This window comes from Flavobacterium sp. DG1-102-2, from assembly GCF_033042555.1.
Classification (GTDB): domain Bacteria; phylum Bacteroidota; class Bacteroidia; order Flavobacteriales; family Flavobacteriaceae; genus Flavobacterium.
The window spans coordinates 100,872-116,489 of the sequence record NZ_JAWLIK010000001.1; the positions used below are offsets into that span (position 1 = coordinate 100,872).

A 15,618-nucleotide genomic window follows, 5' to 3' on the forward strand; every position below is an offset into this window, starting at 1 on the left:
GTTTATTTTTTATCTGTTGGAAAATCAAACGGTTTGGTACTGAATCTTATTGTGATGTTTTTATCGCTTATCTTAAAACGGTCGGGTGTAGAGAATTCTTCGTTCGAGATGATGAACTCGTAACTTTTACCCGCCCAGATGTTTACTGCAAACACGAAAGTTCGGTTATCATCTTCCATTCGCAGTAGCTTTTCCAGCGGAAAGTAGTCTTTACCCTTACTGGTGTAATACAGCGAAAAGTTATCAGGATCCATTGGTTTAGAGAAGGTTATCTTAAATTCCTTTATGCCACTGTCTACATTTTTGTCGCCATTTTTAAATGGCCCGTAAGATACAATATGTGGCAGGCTCTCATTACAAGCCTTAACGGTTTGCTCGCGGTCTATCGGAGTATCATAAAACCCTGATTTATTGAGAAACTGCAAGAGCGAATTTTCGCTGCCGTAGTTGAGTTCAATAATGTCTTTTATAGCTTTTGCCTTATCAGGGCTATTGTTATAGTAGATTTTACATATCTCATAGCCAATGTAATACCCCATATCGCTTTCGGCGCCAAGATAACTGCCGTTAAAGAGCCAGCGCTCAATAGAGGTGGCAAACATTTCTTTCCTGAAGCTCTTTTTTATGGTAGCTGCGTGCTCGCGACCGTATGTTAGATAGTTTGTAACCAATGTTTTACCCATAACCAACTCAGTGATGAAATCAGCCGAGCCCTCGCTAAGGGCATAGCCAAGCACGTTCTTGTGTTCTGCCTTTTTTTGCTGGGTATGAATGTACTCGTGTATGGTAAGCGGTATGATATGGTCGCTGTCCTGCTTTGAAAAAACACCTTTAAGCCAGGGATTTTTAAACTCAGAGAGGTTTATATCAGGCGTTCCGGTGGCAATCTCACTGCCTACAAGTACCATGTTGCCATCTACCGTGCCGGCGGAACGAAAGCCGCCAATGGTAAAGTACAGTTCGGCGGGTTTTAGCTTAGGATAGAGTGCTTTAAGCCGCGCTATAGCCTGCTGTATCTCTTCAGTCTTTTGCTTTACAGATAGTGTGTTAGCCCTTATCGAACCCCAGAATTCTGGATAAGCCTCAATATGTTTTACATAGAGCGTATCCCTGTAACGGCGGGCTTTCATAAAAGCTTTCAGGCCTTTAGTACCTTTATCTATGTAAAGTTTGTTGATAAGGTTCAGCCGTTTGGTAAAATCGTGGGTTTTGGTGATGCTGTCGTAGGCTTCCCAGTAATTATCAATGTCAGATGTATATATCTTTACCTGGCTAAAGCCAATCGATGTTAGGAGTAGGCAGAGTAGGAGTATAACTTTTTTCATATCTTGATTGTACAAATATAATAGTTGTTTAAACGGTAAAACAGCCTGAATTATATTTGTGACAGAAATTTTTTATATTTGAGTTAACCAACAACACAATTATGAAAACAAAAACTTTAATCGCGGCATTAGCAATAGCATTATTTTCAACAGGAATTTCTTATGCGCAGGCTACATTTTCCGGCGATGGTATTTATACCGAGGCAGTATCCATCCTTATAAAACCCTGAAATTTGAACCTATATACTGGATTAATGCAGCTAACGAATTTGTGGTTTATGTTCCTTATAAGAAGCCAATCGTACTCACATTAAAAGACCAGCCTAACATCAAGCTAAAAGATTTTCCTAAATTTTCGAGAGTAATAATAAGCGATTTTTCCTTCATGCTTGCAACCGAAGACAAAAAGGCCTATTATTTTACTACCGATGGCTATGAACAAAACCAAACGCTTGAACTTATGAAAAACTTTGGCGATGAAGTTATAAAAGTAGAGAAAGGCAGTACGTTTACTCAAAACGAAGTTGATGTACCTTTAGAAAAACTTAAGGCTGCAACGAGCGTGTATGATGTTTTAGGGAAGTAATTTTATGTGTTTTAGGATATGAGGGAGATGCTCGCGAAGCAGGGGACTTTTTTTATACGAAGGCTTATTTTACTGGAAACAAGATTAATTGTCATCACTTATTTCTAAAGGATTATAATTTGAATATCGAAGTTCATCTCCCTCACTTTCATCACTTCTTATGATTTTTTCTTTACCGGATTTGTTAGTAACGGTAACCTCTCTTTTACCGTTAAAACTTGTAACATTTGCAAATTCTCTCAAACTATCGTTCTCAACTTTTAGAAAAGCGGTCGTACTACCGCCATATACCATATATGCATCTACACAATCTAATTTTGCATTATATCTAAGATTAGGATATCGTTCGGAATTTTTCATTCGTCTTAGTTTTCCTTTCTTATCAAAAATGAATAAAGTCCTAATGTCATTAGCACCCCTTGCGCCTATGTTAGATTTATAGGTCATGTCATTTAATCCATCATTATTAAAATCAGATATTTCTACATCGCATCCGGAAACACCATCTTTTAAAAGAGCGAATTCCTGATTTAATTTCCATTTACCATTCACTTTTTCGTAAAACTTAATTTCTACATAAACACTGTCGTTAAAAAAACTTTTTACATCTAATTTATATTTTCCTTTCATACCTATAGTTGAACTATCAATGAATACCTCTCTTAGAGATGGGTAAATAATAGTATCTTTTTTGATAGCAACTGTATTATCGGCATCATGTGTATATACAGACTGTTCTTGTTTGCAGCCAAGGAATACTATAAAAATAAATGTGAATACGATATATTTCATATATGTAAAGTATATTCAAACATACTAAATATTACCGTGCACTTAAACAAAAAAAACCGCACTTCACAGCGCGGTTTTTACTAAAAACAATTATTATATAACCTATACCGTAGCGGTTACGTGTTGTGGTGCAGCAGCAGGCTCAAAATCCATGATTACCTGGTTGCGTATGATGTCTTCAAAAGTTTCACGCTGCCTTATAAGGTGGCCTTTTCCTTCATACCAAAGTACTTCGGCAGGGCGCACGCGTGAGTTGTAGTTGCTGCTCATAGAGAAGCAGTAAGCTCCTGCATTGCGGAAACACAATACATCACCTTCTTTAATCTCGGTAATGCGGCGGTTGCTTGCAAAGGTGTCTGTTTCGCAGATGTAGCCCACTACAGAATAGAAACGCTCTTTACCTTTTGGGTTAGAGATGTTCTCTATATGGTGGTGCGATCCGTACAGCATAGGGCGTATAAGGTGGTTAAAGCCACTGTCTATCCCTGCAAATACGGTAGATGTTGTTTGTTTTACCACGTTAACTTTGGCAAGGAAGAAGCCTGCTTCGCTAACAAGGAATTTACCCGGTTCAAAGGTCAGGGTAAGGTCGCGGCCGTATTCGGCACAAAAAGCATTAAAGCGTTTGCTTAGTTTTTTGCCCAGCTCTTCAACATCCGTCTGGATATCATCTTTTTTGTAAGGTACTTTAAAACCGCTGCCAAAGTCAAGGAACTCAAGGTCTTTAAATTGTGCAGCAGTTTCAAATAGTATTTCGGCAGCATATAGGAATACCTCGATATCAAGTATGTCAGACCCTGTATGCATGTGTATCCCGTTAATATGCATACCAGTATTTTGTACAATGCGCAGCAGGTGCGGCATCTGGTGTATAGAGATACCAAACTTACTGTCTATATGGCCTACAGATATATTGCTGTTACCACCTGCCATAACATGCGGATTAATACGGATGCACACCGGCGTACTCGGGTGCTTGGTACCAAACTGTTCTAAAATCGAAAGGTTATCGATATTGATCTGAACGCCAAGGGCTGCCACCTCTTCTATCTCTTCCATAGACACACCGTTTGGCGTATAGATGATCCTGTCAGGAGAATAGCCTGCCAGTAGTCCAAGCTGAACTTCCTGGATGGAAACCGTGTCAAGGCCTGAGCCTACTTCCTTTAACAGCTTAAGTACAGATATGTTTGATAATGCCTTTACAGCATAGTTTATCCTTAGATTGTTTACTTTAGAAAATGCTTTTTCAAGTCTGTGGTATTGCGATTGTATCTTTGCCGCATCATATACATAGAGCGGTCCTCCAAATTCGTCTGCCAGTTGCAGTAGTTGTTTCGTATCCATCTTCGTTAATCACTTTTATGACTACAAAAATAAGTATCTCCGATTACTTAAAAAAGCGAATAACAGAACATTAACAAAATATAACAAAATGTTATAAATACAACATTTTGTTATATAGGAAGAATTTTAAATCACAATATAGCAGTAATTAGTCCATGGGCACTGCCTTTACCAGAACAAGAGTATGCCCGTCTGCCGGGGCGTTATCTAAGATTAGGCTGTCGTTTTGGATTTTGTAGCACGAAAAATTAATTTGGTCAATCTCCATGGCTTTTGGGCACATTTCTATTTGGGCCGTGTTGTCTTTTACGAGGTACGGATACGTCCCTGAATCAAAATAGTCTTCTTTAGAGGTGTCTGTGTTATTGTTATGAATAATAACAGTGCCGTTATCTGCAAAGCTCCACATGATCTGGTTTATGGGGAATGTGGCTGTAGTACCTGCAAAGCCGCCGGAAACGCGTACCAGTGTCCATATCTGCTGAAGCCCATCAGTTGGTTCGGGATTATTGTCGTTGTCATCATCGTTATTGCAGCTGCTAAATCCAAGCAGTGCAAAGGCGCTAAGTAGTAATAATTTTTTCATGGTGGTGGTGATTTGTCTGGTGAATAGTGAATAAAAAAAATCCCGGGAGGCGGTTAAGCGGCAGTGACGGGTTGCCCTAATGCACACCCGGGAAGTACAGGAAATAATAACAATACGTAACTATACGTTAGAACTGTCTTCGCCACGGGTAAATAATAGTAAGGCGATTGCGGTAACTAAGCATAGAATGTCTTTCATTTTGAATTAATTTAAATTATCGTATAAAAGTGTATCGGAGCCCGTCTGTAGACTCGGTTGTTAATATTAAAGTGTTTCCGTTGTGTTCGATGCATCCAAAGTTGCTGTCTTCGGTATAGAAGGATTCTTCGCATGAGCCTCCCCAGGGTTTAACTTCATATGTATGTGTTCCGTTAGGATAACTGTACATGCCGTTTGGCTCAGGCGTATCCGGATGCATACGTTTGTCTGTTGTAACAACTGTGCCTGCCGATGTGCTGATTTTCCAGGTCACATCGCCTTTTGCTATGTCTTCGCTAATGCCAGACTGCGGGGCAAATGCTTTAACAAGGTTCCATGGTCCATTTATGGTGCCGTTATTATTGGTATCGTCGTCACCGCCGCAGGAACCTGCGAAAGCAAGGACAGTAAGTACTAAAAAGAGTTTGATGCTTTTCATGATAAAATTGGTATAAGTTGGTGATTAGGTTTATTGTAAAGATGCAGCTGCGTTAAAAAGGTTGCGCATAATGACTTGTTATTTTCTAAATTTTAATAAACCTTCAGTTAATATAGTGTAACGGTATTGTATCTGTACAATGTTCGAAATTGTTAAGTTATGTAAACTTTTTAATGATGCGCTCAGGGTGTGGATAAAAAATTAAAAATACTTATGGTCGTTGGATGTATTTTGCTATTTTTGTTCCACTTTTAATAAGATAAATGCAATACTTATGAATTTACACGAATATCAGGGAAAAGAAATACTAGCCAGCCATGGTGTACGCGTTCAGCGCGGTATCGTTGCTAACAGTCCTGCTGAAGCGGTTGCAGCTGCAAAACAGCTTACTGCAGATACAGGAACTTCATGGCACGTTATAAAAGCACAGATCCACGCAGGTGGACGTGGAAAAGGCGGAGGCGTTAAGCTTGCTAAAAACCTTCAGCAGGTAGAAGAGATCGCAGGACAGATAATAGGTATGGACCTTATTACTCCACAGACTCCTCCTACAGGTAAAAGAGTACACAAGATACTTGTTGCTGAAGATGTATACTATCCTGGTGAAAGTGAAACTTCTGAATTTTATATGTCTGTGCTTCTTAACAGGGGTAAAGGCCGTAACATGATCATGTATTCTACCGAAGGCGGTATGGATATCGAAGAGGTTGCTGAGCACACGCCGCACCTTATCTTTACAGAAGAAATTGATCCTGCTGTTGGCCTTCAGGGCTTCCAGGCAAGAAGGATCGCTTTTAACCTTGGCCTTAGCGGAAATGCATTCAAAGAAATGACTGTATTTGTTGCTTCTCTTTACAAAGCATACATCGACAGCGATGCATCTATGTTTGAGATCAACCCGGTGTTAAAAACATCTGACGATAAAATCATGGCTGTAGATGCTAAAGTTGTTCTTGATGACAATGCACTTTACAGACAAAAGAAATATGCAGACATGCGCGACGTGCGTGAAGAGAACCCTATTGAAGTTGAAGCTAAAGAAGTTGGCCTTAACTATGTGGATCTTGACGGTACAGTAGGATGTATGGTAAACGGTGCAGGTCTTGCTATGGCGACTATGGACCTTATCAAATATGCAGGTTTTGAGCCGGCTAACTTCCTTGACGTGGGTGGAACTGCAGATGCTAAGCGTGTTGAGACGGCTTTCCGTATCATCCTTAAGGATCCTAACGTAAAAGCTATCCTTATCAACATCTTTGGTGGTATCGTTCGTTGCGACCGTGTTGCTCAGGGTGTTGTAGACGCTTACAAAAACATGGGAGACACTATCAATGTGCCTATCATCGTTCGTCTACAGGGAACTAACGCAGACATCGCTAAAGAACTTATAGATAACTCTGGTATGCCAATCCTTTCTGCTACATTGTTCCAGGAAGCTGCAGATCAGGTTAAAGCTGCACTTAGCTAGAAATTAAAATATTTTGTAAAAGGGCTGTCTCTATAAGGAGACAGCCCTTTTTTTTATGCAAAAGAATGGCCTAATGCCGATAGTATCTCGTTAGAAAGCAATCCGCTGCCACCGCCATAATGCTGGACTATCCTGCAGTTTGGATTATGAGCCGCAAAGGCTTCGCGCAGGCTGTCTTCACATTCCTGCGGTATGCCGCAGCCAAGCAGCACGAGGTCAAAATCTGTTTCTTTAAAAAGCTTAATGGCAAGTTCGCTGCTGCCTGCACCATAGCCGGCCCATCTCTCGTTGTTGTTGATAAGGCGAACCACTGTTTCAAGTATTTCGGGATGCATGCCTGTATATAGAATGTTTATCTTTTTCATGACGCAAGGTTTTACGGTACAAAGATGCAGCGCATTTAAGGTAAAAGCATTGAACCAGGACAAGAAATGATTAAAATAATGGCTGCAGCCATATTTAGCGGCCGCCATCTTTAGAACTGAAGCACGCAATGTTAGCTAAAAGCTGCCATTGGTACGGACTGGCTTTATTTGTGCACCAATGGAATTACCTTATCGCCGATAAGCTGTATAGCATTTTGCAGCTGCTCATGGGTAAGCCCGGCATTATCCATCTGGAATGTAAAGCGCGAAATACCACCAAGGGCTTCGCTATGCCTTAGTATCTTCGCAGCCACCTCTTCAGGGCTGCCTACAAGCAGCGCACCCCTCTCTGCGTTCTGCGCATCAAAATGTTGTCGGCTAACAGGAGGCCATCCGCGTTCCCTGCCTATGCGTGTAAATGTTTCGGCATAACCGGGAAAAAATTCTTCAACTGCTTTTTCAGAAGTTTTTGCAACATAGCCCAATGAGTGGAGACCTACTTGCAGTGTATCGGGCGAATGCCCTGCTTCTTTTCCAGCCTCTCGGTACAGGTCTATTAAGGGGCGGAAACGATGTGTTTCGCCTCCAATAACTGCAACCATAAGTGGAAGCCCAAGCACTCCGGCCCTGACAAAAGATTCCGGTGTACCGCCTACCCCCAGCCATATAGGCAGTTTTTCCTGTAGTGGCCTTGGATAAACCGTCTGGTCATTAAGTGCCGGCCTGAATTTACCCTGCCATGTTATGTGTTCATTCTCTCGTATTTTCAGTAAAAGGTCAAGCTTTTCGGCAAACACCTCATTATAATCCTGAAGGTTATAGCCAAATAAAGGGAACGATTCTGTAAAGGAACCACGGCCTACAACTATTTCGGCACGCCCTTTAGATATAAGGTCTAACGTAGCAAAGTTTTGAAACACCCTTACCGGGTCGGCAGCGCTGAGAACGGTAACAGCACTCGTTAATTTTATGCGATTGGTGCGTGCCGCCGCAGCGGCAAGTATAACGGTGGGTGCAGAATCAAGGAATTCCTTTCGGTGATGCTCACCGATGCCAAAAACGTCCAGCCCGGCTTTATCGGCAAGCTCAATGCGATCAAGCAATTCGTGCAGCGCATTCATATTATGTTCGGGTGTACCCGCTGTAGTGCCCAGTGGCGAAGCTGCAAAACTGTCTATTCCTATTTCCATGATATCTCTTTCTTATTTACTACGAATTTACGAAAACATTAGCTGTAATGCAGGGGTGGCTATACTAAAGTATAGTACCCTGTTGTACTAATAAATACAGGGTAGAATAGTATAAGTAATTTAGATTTTATGTGTATTTTTCAGCCTTGATTAGTACAGACCGTAATACAACTATAAAACAAACCTATTCTATAAACAATGAAACTTTTTTCTAAAAACACATTTCTAACCCTTTCAATAGCCTTAGCAAGCATAGTTACCGCTTCGGCAAAAGTAACACTGCCATCTTTCTTTACCGATAATATGGTGCTTCAGCAAAAATCATCAGTACCATTTTGGGGCGAATCAACAGCAAATACAACAGTTACAGTAACCTCTTCATGGGATAAGAAATCCTATACCGCCAAGGCAGATGCCTCGGGTAAATGGACGGTGACACTGGCAACACCCGCGTATGGAGGGCCTTTTACTATTACCATAGATGATGGCGATAAGCTAACGCTTAATAACATACTAATAGGCGAAGTATGGCTTTGCTCAGGGCAGAGCAATATGGAAATGCCACTTGATGGCTGGGGCAAGATAAACAATTACCAGCAGGAGATAAATAATGCTGATTATCCGCAGATACGACTGCTTCAAGCAGAACACGTAGACAGTGCCGAACCGCTTAAAGACCTTAAGGTACAGCATGGCGGATGGCAGGTTTGCAGCCCAAAAACCATAAGCGACTTTTCTTCTACAGCTTATTTTTTTGCTAAAAAGGTATACGAAGAAAAACATATTCCTATAGGATTGCTTCACAGTTCATGGGGCGGTACGTTTATAGAAGCCTGGATTAGCGGCAACGCCTTAAGACAGATACACGATTTTGATAACGACCTGAAAGCATTGGTTTCTGAATCTGACAGGGAGGCAATGAAGCTGAAATATGAAACGGATGTAAGGGTATGGAATACTGCGATGGAAAAAGCCGAAAAAGGCAATACAGGAAAATGGGAAGCTAAGGACCTGAATACATCAGGCTGGAAAACAATGAAGCTGCCGCAGTTTTGGGAAAGCGATGTCCTTACAGGGTTTGATGGCGTGGCGTGGTTTCGCAAAGAAGTGAACCTGCCTAAAAATATGCAGGGTAAAGAAATTACCCTTACATTTTTTGCCGATGATAATGACAAGGTTTGGATTAATGGCATTGCTGTAGGTAATACCAACGGTTACAATGTGCAGCGAAATTATAAGATACCTGCTTCAATTTGGAAAGAATCAGGAAACGTAATCGTAATAAAAGTTACCGATGATACAGGAGGCGGAGGTATTTATGGCGCCGAATCGGACCTTGTGCTTAAAACCGCCGATGCATCGTTACCACTTGCAGGTGAATGGAAATATGCAATTGGCGTTGATTACAGGGAACTTCCGGCAAGACCGTTCCTTCCACAGGGGCAAAACAGGCCTACTTCTTTATACAACGCAATGATATCACCTCTTATTAAGCTGCCGATTGCAGGTGTTATTTGGTATCAGGGAGAGAGCAACGCCGACAGGGCACACCAGTATCAAACACTTTTCCCGCTGCTTATTGCCGACTGGCGAAATAAGTTTAAAAACAAAGACCTGCCATTTTATTATGTACAATTGGCAAACTACATGAAGAGAAATCCTGAGCCGGGAGCTTCGGCATGGGCAGAACTTCGTGAAGCACAGCTTAAAACTCTTAAACTGCCCAACACGGGCATGATCGTGGCGACAGATATAGGTGAAGCTGAAGACATCCATCCTAAAAACAAACAGGAAATAGGGTACAGGCTGGCACGCATTGCATTGGCAAAGACGTATGGCGTTGCTATTGACTATTCTGGACCTCAGTACAAATCGTTCACAAAGAAGGGCAATACCATAACGCTTACGTTTGATTACTATGAAGGCTTAAAAGCGTCTGCAGGATCATTAAAGGGTTTCTCTATTGCAGGCAGCGATAAGGTTTTTCATTGGGCAGAAGCTAAAGTAAAAGGCAATACCATTGAGGTAAGTGCAAAAGGAATTAAAGATCCTGTAGCTGTACGTTACAACTGGGCCGATAATCCTGATGGTAATCTAACTAATACTTCAGGGCTTCCGGCATCATCTTTCCGTACTGACGAGTGGGAGGGAATTACCTTTGGCAAAAAATAATTTCGATTTTAATTATAGAATTTCATAATTTAAAAGTAGCTGTTTACGTATAATGTTATAAAGGAAAATGTAAAAGTTCATAAGAAGTGTTAACATATTCTTAACGTTTGTTTCCCTATTTTTGAGAGGTGAGTAAAATACAAAAATCAATCTTCTTACTATCATATAACGACATTAGCCTCCTTCTATCTCAGGAAATCCTGACATGGCAAGGCGGTTTTATGTCTAATTATTTTAATGGTTTGAATACTAATGCTATCAGCCATTCAGGCTCTTTCAATTTAGCCGCGCTGTGCAATTCTGCCAGACAGGATGTTACTATTTTTATTGCCAATAATACCATTTTTGCATTATGATACTAATCGTAGATGATATAAGGGCAAATATTCTGGCTTTAAAAAAAGTACTTGAAATGCATGGCCTCGAAGTAGATTCTGCCGATTCCGGAGAAGATGCTTTAAAAAAAATTCTTAAGACCGATTATTCCCTCATAATAATGGATGTGCAGATGCCCGGTATGGATGGCTTTGAAGTCGTGGAAATACTCGCCGGAAGCAACAGGACAAAAGATATTCCGGTAATATTCTTATCGGCAGTAAATAAGGAAAAACGATTTATATCTAAAGGGTATGAGACAGGAGGGGTAGATTATGTTACCAAACCTGTAGATCCTGACCTTCTTCTGCTAAAAGTAAAAAGTTTCCTTAAGCTGTATGAACAGCAGCAGGAGCTAAAGAATATTAGGGATTTGCTTTCTAAGGAAATCGAGATACGAAAAGAAGCCCAGGAAAATCTGGAACTTAAGGTTACTGAAAGGACACAGGAACTATTGCAAAAAAACGAAGAGCTTGAGTTTAGTAACCATGAGCTTCAGCAGTTTGCATGGGTAGTGTCGCACGATCTCAAAGAACCCCTGCGTAAAATAGAAACTTTTGTAAAGATTATAGATGAGCGTTATCTGCCCGATAACGAAACGGCAAAAGACTATGTAAGACGTACAGTAAAATCGGCACAACGAATGACGAATTTAATTACAGACCTTATTGAGTACTCCCGACTTTCGTCTGCCGTGATACCCGTTAAAACCGACCTTAATGCGATTATTGATGAGGTGCTTGCCGACTTTGACTACCGCATAGAACAAAAGAAAGCTCAGCTTAAGGTAGGCATACTGCCAAGCGTTACAGGTGTCTCCAGCCAATTGAGGCAGCTTTTCCAGAATTTACTTGGCAATGCGCTTAAATTCACTAAAGATGATGTTGAACCTGTTATAGAAGTTACATCTGAAATTATTGCAGGCAAAAGCTTTGAAAGCGAACCTGACCCAAATGGTAAGTTCTGCAAAATCACAGTTACCGATAATGGAATAGGCTTTAATGAGGTCTATAAAGACAAGATATTTAAGATATTTCAAAGCCTTAATGACCGTAATGCCTACGAGGGTACGGGTATAGGATTGGCTATAGCCAACAAAATAATAGAAAAACACAGTGGTCTTATAACAGCAAAAAGCAGCGTGGGCAACGGCGCTTCGTTTATTGTTATATTACCTTTATAATAAACTTTACTATAGTATATGGACAGTAATTTTAAAAGGAATCTTTTTATAAGCTCGGGTTTATCGATCATTATATTGCTGATAAGCTCTACGGCATCTTTTTTTAGCATCCGCAGCCTTTTAGACAGCAATGAATGGGTTAAGCATACACAGGATGTTATATACAACCTGAACGAAGCAAAATCTGTAATGGTAGATGCCCAGGGCAGTATGCGGGGCTATCTTGTAACCGGTAAACAGGATTTTCTTAAACGTTATGACAATGCAGAGGATGATACTAACGGTTATGTAGATAAGCTTGCCGATCTTACTAAAGATAACCCAAGGCAGCAGGAGGCAATGAAGGAGTTGCGTCCGCTGATTGCTTCTTTTTATGATTACCTTGAAGCAAGGGTGTTAAAAAAGAACAGTGGAGCGGTTATAACTACAGACGAGCTTGATAATGGCCGCCAGTTGATGGAAGATATCCGTGTACTGCTTAAACGCATGGAGAATGAAGAGCAGGGGTTGCTGACAGAACGTAATTCATCTTCGGAGAAATACGGTCTTTACAGTTCGATATTGATAATAGTTGCAGCGCTTATTGCATTGCTTATTACAGTGGTTTTCTCTGCAAGAACTGCTAAAGACTATAGCGAAAGGCTAAAATTACAGCTGAAACTTGAAGAAAGTGACAAAGAAACTGCCGAAAGGATCAAGGCTATTAGTGGTATTGCAGGAGAAATAGCCGAAGGTAATTATGAGATTAGAGTTGCTGATAACCAGAGTGACGCATTAGGCAGTGTTGCCATATCGCTTAACAATATGGCGGTATCACTGGATAAATCATTTAAAAAGTTATCTGATAACGAATGGCTGCAATCGGGTATTGCGCAGCTTAACGATGCAATGATAGGTGAGAAGGAATTGTTTGACCTTGCATCTGACGTGGTAGAAATGCTGGCTGTTTATACAGAGAGCAGCGCTGCAGTACTGTATGTTTTAGAAGGAGATGAACTTGTAGTAACTGCTGGTTATAGTTTTATAAATGAGACTGGCCGCGGCCGTATAAAACTGGGAGAAGGCCTTAGCGGGCAGGCAGCTTCATCAGGTAAAATTTTAGATATTAAAGCACAATCTGCTGACAGTATAAGGATATCGTATGCGTTAGGCGAAATGAATCCGGGGCATATTGTTGCTGTTCCGCTTTTAGATGATAAAGTAACGGGTGTTATTGAGCTGGCTTCAGTAAATGAGTATTCTAAGCGCAACTTCAAATTCCTTGAAGAAGCGGCAGATAATGTGGGTATAGCCATTTCGGCAGCACAAAACAGGAAACGCCTTCAGGAATTGCTTGAAGAGACCGAATCGCAATCGGAGGAGTTAAGGGTGCAGCACAGTGAGATGGAAAACATCAACGCTGAACTTGAAGCACAAACACAAAAACTTCAGGCATCTGAAGAAGAGTTAAGGGTACAGCAGGAAGAACTGCAGCAAACCAATGAGGAGCTGGCAGAACGCAGTGTATTGCTAGAGGAAAGAAATGTTGAGATACAGAAAAAATCGGAAGACCTTGAACTGAGCACACGTTACAAGTCAGAATTCCTTGCCAATATGTCGCACGAGCTAAGGACGCCGCTTAACTCAATACTGTTGTTGAGCAGGCTCCTATCTGAGAATAACGATAATAACATGAACGATGAACAGGTAGAATTTGCTACCGTAATACAGAGTTCAGGTAACGGTCTTTTAGGGCTTATAGACGAAATCCTTGACCTTTCTAAGATAGAGGCCGGTAAGATGGAACTAGAGTTTATAGACGTTGCCACTAAAGAAATTACAGATAACCTTAGAGCATTATTTGGCGAAGTGGCAAAGCAAAAGAACATTGAGTTTGCTATTAATATAGATAATGCTCCGCTTGTGCTGAAGACTGATAAGGTAAGGCTGGAACAAATACTTAAAAACCTTATTTCTAATGCTATTAAATTTACTGCTGAAGGATCTGTTGCCCTTACAATAGAAAATGACCCGGTTAATGATAAGCTGGTTGTGTTTAGGGTTAAGGATACAGGTATTGGGATACCGTATGAAAAACAGCCGCTTATTTTTGAAGCCTTCCAGCAGGCAGACGGCTCCACAAAACGTAAGTACGGCGGTACTGGACTGGGACTTTCAATAAGCCGTGAGCTGGCAAAACTTCTTAAAGGCGAGATAACTCTTAGGAGTGAGCCAAACCAGGGAAGTGAATTCACGCTTACAGTACCAATATCGGGTACAGGCAGGATAGTTGTTGACAGGCCAAAACCTGTAGAAACCGCTTCTGAGCCGCAAGCACCTACGGTAGAGGAAGAAAATGATAAATACCTGAGCAGGTTTATTCCTGAAGATGTTGCAGATGACAGGGATACGATAGACGAAAATGATAAAGTAATGCTTATCGTGGAAGATGATGTCAACTTTGCAAAATCACTCCTTGAATTTACACGCCAAAGAGGATATAAGGGAGTAGTTTCTGTACGCGGCGATAAAGCCTTTAACCTGGCAGTTATGTACAAGCCTGTAGGTGTGCTTCTTGATATTCAGCTGCCGTTAAAGAGCGGATGGGAAGTTATGGAAGAACTTAAGAACAACTGGCAGACAAAACACATTCCGGTTCACATGATGTCATCTCATAAGATGAAGCAGGAGAGTTTACTAAAAGGAGCTGTTAACTTCCTTGACAAGCCTGTGGCTTATGAGCAGATGCCGGAAATCTTTCAGCGTATAGAAAAGATTGTAAATAAAGATTCGCAAAAAGTACTTATTATTGAAGATAACCCTAAGCACGCAAAAGCTTTGGCATATTTCCTTGAAACGTATAACATAAACTCTGAGATAAAGAGCGATGTAACCGATGGGGTAGATGCCCTGCAAAAAGAACATGTAGACTGTGTGATACTTGATATGGGTATCCCTGACCAGCACGCTTATGAGATACTTGACGGGGTTAAGAAAAATCCGGGATTAGAAAACCTGCCGGTGATAGTATTTACCGGAAAGAGCCTTTCTATGAAAGAGGAGCTTAAGATTAAAAAGTATGCCGACTCTATAGTGGTTAAAACGGCACATTCTTATCAGCGTATGCTGGATGAGGTTTCGCTGTTCCTTCACCTTGTTGAAGAAAACAAGCAGGGAAATGCCAAAACGGACAGCTATAAAAAAATGAGCCTGCTTAACAATGTGCTTAAAGATAAAACTGTTCTTGTGGTAGACGACGATGTGCGTAACATCTACTCGCTTACTAAGGCACTTGAATTGCTTAAAATGAATGTGATAACTGCCATTGACGGTAAAGAGGCGCTTAAAGCCCTTGAAGAGCATCCTGAGGTAGACGTTGTGCTGCTTGATATGATGATGCCTAACATGGATGGCTATGAAACAGCAACAAGGATTAGGGAAAAGAGCAAATACAAAACGCTGCCTGTAATTGCGGTGACGGCAAAAGCCATGACCGGAGACAGGGAAAAATGTATCAATGCAGGCGCTTCAGATTATATTACAAAACCGGTAGACGTAGACCAGCTCCTTTCTTTGCTAAGGGTTTGGCTTTATGACCAGCAATAATTAAATT

General features: G+C 41.0%; 13 protein-coding genes. 6 read left to right on the forward strand and 7 right to left on the reverse strand.

Annotation, left to right across the window (positions count from 1 at the left end; translation table 11 throughout):
* Positions 1 to 2: 2 nt before the first annotated feature.
* Positions 3 to 1,325, reverse strand: coding sequence for a DUF2268 domain-containing putative Zn-dependent protease (locus R1T16_RS00380; RefSeq protein WP_317499072.1), 1,323 nt, complete (start codon positions 1,323 to 1,325; stop codon positions 3 to 5).
* Between the two features lie 101 nt (positions 1,326 to 1,426).
* Between R1T16_RS00380 and R1T16_RS00385 the strand changes: the two genes are divergently transcribed.
* Both R1T16_RS00385 and R1T16_RS00390 read left to right on the forward strand, forming a co-directional pair.
* Positions 1,427 to 1,555 carry a hypothetical protein gene (locus tag R1T16_RS00385; protein WP_317499073.1) on the forward strand — a complete coding sequence of 43 codons (129 nt, stop codon included), beginning with the start codon at positions 1,427 to 1,429 and terminating at the stop codon, positions 1,553 to 1,555.
* 41 nt (positions 1,556 to 1,596) lie between these two features.
* Positions 1,597 to 1,911, forward strand: a complete 315-nt coding sequence (locus tag R1T16_RS00390) for a hypothetical protein (RefSeq protein ID WP_317499074.1) — start codon at positions 1,597 to 1,599, stop codon at positions 1,909 to 1,911.
* Positions 1,912 to 1,995: 84 nt separating this feature from the next.
* On the opposite strand, the gene R1T16_RS00395 is transcribed toward R1T16_RS00390, so the two are convergent.
* From R1T16_RS00395 to R1T16_RS00410, 4 genes are all read right to left on the reverse strand, one after another.
* Positions 1,996 to 2,703 carry a hypothetical protein gene (locus R1T16_RS00395; protein WP_317499075.1) on the reverse strand — a complete coding sequence of 236 codons (708 nt, stop codon included), beginning with the start codon at positions 2,701 to 2,703 and terminating at the stop codon, positions 1,996 to 1,998.
* A 102-nt stretch (positions 2,704 to 2,805) separates the two neighbouring features.
* Positions 2,806 to 4,050 carry a diaminopimelate decarboxylase gene (gene lysA, locus R1T16_RS00400; protein WP_317499076.1) on the reverse strand — a complete coding sequence of 415 codons (1,245 nt, stop codon included), beginning with the start codon at positions 4,048 to 4,050 and terminating at the stop codon, positions 2,806 to 2,808.
* 148 nt (positions 4,051 to 4,198) lie between these two features.
* Positions 4,199 to 4,636, reverse strand: a complete 438-nt coding sequence (locus tag R1T16_RS00405) for a hypothetical protein (RefSeq protein ID WP_317499077.1) — start codon at positions 4,634 to 4,636, stop codon at positions 4,199 to 4,201.
* Positions 4,637 to 4,850: 214 nt separating this feature from the next.
* Positions 4,851 to 5,273 (reverse strand): hypothetical protein, encoded by a 423-nt coding sequence (locus R1T16_RS00410; RefSeq protein WP_317499078.1) that lies wholly within the window; start codon positions 5,271 to 5,273, stop codon positions 4,851 to 4,853.
* Between the two features lie 274 nt (positions 5,274 to 5,547).
* On the opposite strand from R1T16_RS00410, the gene sucC reads away from it, so the two are divergent.
* Entirely contained in the window at positions 5,548 to 6,741 is a 1,194-nt protein-coding gene (sucC, locus tag R1T16_RS00415) for an ADP-forming succinate--CoA ligase subunit beta (RefSeq protein ID WP_317499079.1), read from the forward strand.
* Positions 6,742 to 6,794: 53 nt separating this feature from the next.
* On the opposite strand, the gene R1T16_RS00420 is transcribed toward sucC, so the two are convergent.
* Together R1T16_RS00420 and R1T16_RS00425 are read right to left on the reverse strand one after the other, a co-directional pair.
* A complete protein-coding gene (locus R1T16_RS00420) occupies positions 6,795 to 7,106 on the reverse strand; it encodes a hypothetical protein (protein WP_317499080.1) in 312 nt (103 codons plus the stop codon).
* Between the two features lie 164 nt (positions 7,107 to 7,270).
* Complete coding sequence (locus R1T16_RS00425) at positions 7,271 to 8,296, reverse strand: LLM class flavin-dependent oxidoreductase (protein ID WP_317499081.1); 1,026 nt, start codon at positions 8,294 to 8,296, stop codon at positions 7,271 to 7,273.
* Positions 8,297 to 8,494: 198 nt separating this feature from the next.
* Here R1T16_RS00425 and R1T16_RS00430 point away from each other — a divergent pair, with 198 nt between their 5' ends.
* The 3 genes from R1T16_RS00430 to R1T16_RS00440 all read left to right on the forward strand — a co-directional run bounded on the left by R1T16_RS00430 (position 8,495) and on the right by R1T16_RS00440 (position 15,611).
* On the forward strand, positions 8,495 to 10,468 hold the full coding sequence (locus R1T16_RS00430; RefSeq protein WP_317499082.1) for a sialate O-acetylesterase: 1,974 nt from the start codon (positions 8,495 to 8,497) through the stop codon (positions 10,466 to 10,468).
* Between the two features lie 352 nt (positions 10,469 to 10,820).
* Entirely contained in the window at positions 10,821 to 12,026 is a 1,206-nt protein-coding gene (locus R1T16_RS00435) for a response regulator (RefSeq protein ID WP_317499083.1), read from the forward strand.
* An 18-nt stretch (positions 12,027 to 12,044) separates the two neighbouring features.
* The gene (locus tag R1T16_RS00440; RefSeq protein ID WP_317499084.1) at positions 12,045 to 15,611 is read left to right on the forward strand and encodes a response regulator; all 3,567 of its coding nucleotides are present in this window, start codon (positions 12,045 to 12,047) and stop codon (positions 15,609 to 15,611) included.
* Positions 15,612 to 15,618: the final 7 nt, after the last annotated feature.

What these genes read in the sequence shown, in the direction of transcription:
- R1T16_RS00405 (WP_317499077.1), bottom strand. Translation starts at nt 4,636, where the DNA reads ATGAAAAAATTATTACTACTTAGCGCCTTTGCACTGCTTGGATTTAGC.
- sucC (WP_317499079.1), top strand. Translation starts at nt 5,548, where the DNA reads ATGAATTTACACGAATATCAGGGAAAAGAAATACTAGCCAGCCATGGT.
- R1T16_RS00410 (WP_317499078.1), bottom strand. Translation starts at nt 5,273, where the DNA reads ATGAAAAGCATCAAACTCTTTTTAGTACTTACTGTCCTTGCTTTCGCA.
- R1T16_RS00380 (WP_317499072.1), bottom strand. Translation starts at nt 1,325, where the DNA reads ATGAAAAAAGTTATACTCCTACTCTGCCTACTCCTAACATCGATTGGC.
- R1T16_RS00425 (WP_317499081.1), bottom strand. Translation starts at nt 8,296, where the DNA reads ATGGAAATAGGAATAGACAGTTTTGCAGCTTCGCCACTGGGCACTACA.
- R1T16_RS00395 (WP_317499075.1), bottom strand. Translation starts at nt 2,703, where the DNA reads ATGAAATATATCGTATTCACATTTATTTTTATAGTATTCCTTGGCTGC.
- R1T16_RS00420 (WP_317499080.1), bottom strand. Translation starts at nt 7,106, where the DNA reads ATGAAAAAGATAAACATTCTATATACAGGCATGCATCCCGAAATACTT.
- R1T16_RS00430 (WP_317499082.1), top strand. Translation starts at nt 8,495, where the DNA reads ATGAAACTTTTTTCTAAAAACACATTTCTAACCCTTTCAATAGCCTTA.
- R1T16_RS00385 (WP_317499073.1), top strand. Translation starts at nt 1,427, where the DNA reads ATGAAAACAAAAACTTTAATCGCGGCATTAGCAATAGCATTATTTTCA.
- lysA (WP_317499076.1), bottom strand. Translation starts at nt 4,050, where the DNA reads ATGGATACGAAACAACTACTGCAACTGGCAGACGAATTTGGAGGACCG.
- R1T16_RS00435 (WP_317499083.1), top strand. Translation starts at nt 10,821, where the DNA reads ATGATACTAATCGTAGATGATATAAGGGCAAATATTCTGGCTTTAAAA.
- R1T16_RS00440 (WP_317499084.1), top strand. Translation starts at nt 12,045, where the DNA reads ATGGACAGTAATTTTAAAAGGAATCTTTTTATAAGCTCGGGTTTATCG.